Source organism: Nostocoides sp. (genome assembly GCF_035343835.1).
GTDB lineage: Bacteria > Actinomycetota > Actinomycetes > Actinomycetales > Dermatophilaceae > Nostocoides_A > Nostocoides_A vanveenii.
This window is the reverse complement of record NZ_DAOQZV010000337.1, coordinates 1-2,521: the sequence shown is the minus strand read 5'-3', so window position 1 is coordinate 2,521 and position 2,521 is coordinate 1. Positions and strand designations below refer to the sequence as shown.

Here is a 2,521-nt window from a genome sequence, read left to right as displayed (position 1 = left end):
CGCAGTCGCCGCCACCCCGTCCGAGACCGGCAGCCCGGCGGCCACCCACGCGGCGAGGCCGCCGTCGAGGACCTGCACGCCCGAGAGGCCGACATAGGTCAAGAGCCACCAGGCCCGCGCCGACCCCAGGCCGGTGCCCTGGTCATACACGGCGACGGCCGACGAGTCGTCGATCCCGTTGGCGCGCAAGGCCCTTTCCAAGGCAGCGACGTCGGGCAGGGGATGCCGGCCACCTGCGCCGGGCGGGCCCGCGAGTTCGGTGTCGAGGTCGACGAAGCGGGCTCCGGGCAGGTGAGCCACGGCATACAGCTCGCGGCCGGGAGTGCCGACGAGGTTGTACTGGACGTCCAGGACCACGATCCGGTCACCGCGACTGAGGCGCTCGGCGAGCGCGGTCGGGGTGATCAGGGTCGTCATGGCGACATCCAATCAGTCGGCCAGGGCGAGCCGACCCCAGGCGTATCGCGCCTTTGCGCCGGCAAAGATGCGCTGGGGATTGTTGGAGTAGAGCGACCCGAGGGATCCGCGCTTAGCGCCGCTCGAGATCGCGTCGGCGAGCAGGAGATTCATCGACAGCTTGGCCGTCGGCCCGGGCGCGTTGACTTTGAGCGTGGACCACGGAATCGCCGCCTCGACACGCCAGCCGCTCGCCGTGCGGACGGCCACAGCCGCTCCGGACGTCCAGACGCCGCCGGTCGCGAAGGCGGCACCATCGGCATACGCCACCGCGCGCAGCGTGCCGCCGGACTCCGTCGGGCCGATCAGGATGCGCGTGTCACGCGATCCCAGGCGGTCCGCGGGAAGGGGATTGGTGTAAGCCCCGATCTCGATCCCGACGCTGTCGCCCGAGCCGATCGCCCACGGCCGCAAGGGATGCGTCTGGGTCAGCGTCGGGTCCTTGACGACCGCGAGGATGTAAAGGTTGTCGCGGTCCCACCCCAGGCGCCAGGTGGCGGACGCTGTGGATCTCACCGAGCGGGAGCCGCCGACGCGGGTGTCCACGGCATACGTCGGGAAGCCGGACCAGTCGTCGGTGGCGCCATCGATCCGGGGCGCGCGCGCGACCTTGGTGGCGGTGACGGTCGGCCCGGGGACGGCGGCTCGATAGCCGTCGGGCACCGATGCGGACGTTGCTGACGACGTCGCTGGTGCAGGCGTCGTGGATGTCGTGCCGGAGGGGGTGGTGGGCGCTGTGCTGGTTTCCGTCCCGACCGGCGCGGGCACCGAGGGTGCCGCCGAGCCGTCGCATGCTGCGAGCAGCGCGAGCGCGCCGAGGATCGACACGTATGCCGGTGACCGCCGACTCATCGCCCGCCCCTGTCTTCGCACCTTGTTCCGGCCCCGTCGGTCCGGACGCGCTCACCCTACACACGGGTCCCGACAGGGTCGTCCGGATGGGAGAATGGCAGGCCATGTCCACGACCGCACGCCTCGAAACCGCCCGGCTCGACCACCCCGAGCGTCGCGACGTCGGCCTGCCCGCGGCGTTGCCACCGTTGCGGATCGGGCCGCTCGAGATCACTTCGCCGGTGGTGCTCGCGCCGATGGCGGGGATCACGAACCGGGCCTTCCGCAGGCTGTGCCGGGAGTACGGAACGGCCCGCTCCAGCGGAGCGACATCGCTCTACGTCAGCGAAATGATCACCTCGCGAGCGCTGGTGGAGCGCAACGAGCTGACAATGCGCCTGATCGAGCACGATCTCGATGAGTCGCCGAGATCGACGCAGCTTTACAGCGTCGATCCGGTGACGACCGCCGCCGCCGTCCGCATCCTCGTCAGCGAGGATCGCGCCGACCACATCGACCTCAACTTCGGCTGCCCCGTCCCGAAGGTCACGCGCCGAGGCGGTGGCGGTGCCCTGCCGTGGAAGCGCGAACTCTTCCGCTCGATCGTCGCGGCGGCCGTCCGCGAGGCGAGCCCCTATGACGTGCCCGTGACCGTCAAGATGCGCATGGGCATCGACCCCGAGCACGAGACCTATCTCGACGCCGGGCGCCTGGCTCGCGACGCGGGAGCTGCGGCGGTCGCTCTCCATGCGCGGACGGTCGCGCAGGCTTATAGCGGGGTCGCCGATTGGAGTGCCATCGCGCGCCTGAAGGAGGCCGTGACCGATATCCCGGTGCTCGGCAATGGCGACATCTGGTCGGCGGAGGACGCGCTGGCCATGGTCGCGGCCACCGGCTGCGACGGCGTGGTCGTCGGGCGTGGGTGCTTGGGCCAGCCGTGGCTGTTTGCCGACCTGGCCGCAGCGTTCGCGGGTCGGCCGGAGCGCGCGCAGCCCACGCTCGGCGAGGTCGTCGACACCCTGCGCCGGCACGCGGGCTATCTCGTGGACTTCTATGACGACGAGGTCAAGGGCTGCCGCGACATTCGCAAGCACATCGCCTGGTATCTCAAGGGCTTCCCGGCGGGGTCGGCAATCCGCAACGGACTGGCGCTCGTGGACTCGCTCGCGGCGCTGGACGACCTGGTCGGGGGGCTGGAGCGCGCCGCGCCCTGGCCGGGCGAGCCCGCTGAGGG

3 protein-coding genes are annotated in these 2,521 nt (G+C 71.2%); 1 reads left to right on the top strand and 2 read right to left on the bottom strand.

Going from position 1 to position 2,521, the window contains the following annotated elements; genetic code table 11:
• Together PKH97_RS15780 and PKH97_RS15775 are read right to left on the bottom strand one after the other, a co-directional pair.
• Positions 1 to 417: rhodanese-like domain-containing protein (locus tag PKH97_RS15780; protein ID WP_324388565.1), on the bottom strand; the 417-nt coding region annotated here is incomplete at its 3' end.
• A gap of 12 nt (positions 418 to 429) precedes the next feature.
• On the bottom strand, positions 430 to 1,308 hold the full coding sequence (locus PKH97_RS15775; protein ID WP_324388564.1) for a sugar-binding protein: 879 nt from the start codon (positions 1,306 to 1,308) through the stop codon (positions 430 to 432).
• A gap of 104 nt (positions 1,309 to 1,412) precedes the next feature.
• Between PKH97_RS15775 and dusB the strand changes: the two genes are divergently transcribed.
• A partial coding sequence (gene dusB, locus PKH97_RS15770; RefSeq protein WP_324388562.1) for a tRNA dihydrouridine synthase DusB occupies positions 1,413 to 2,521 on the top strand: 1,109 nt, incomplete at its 3' end.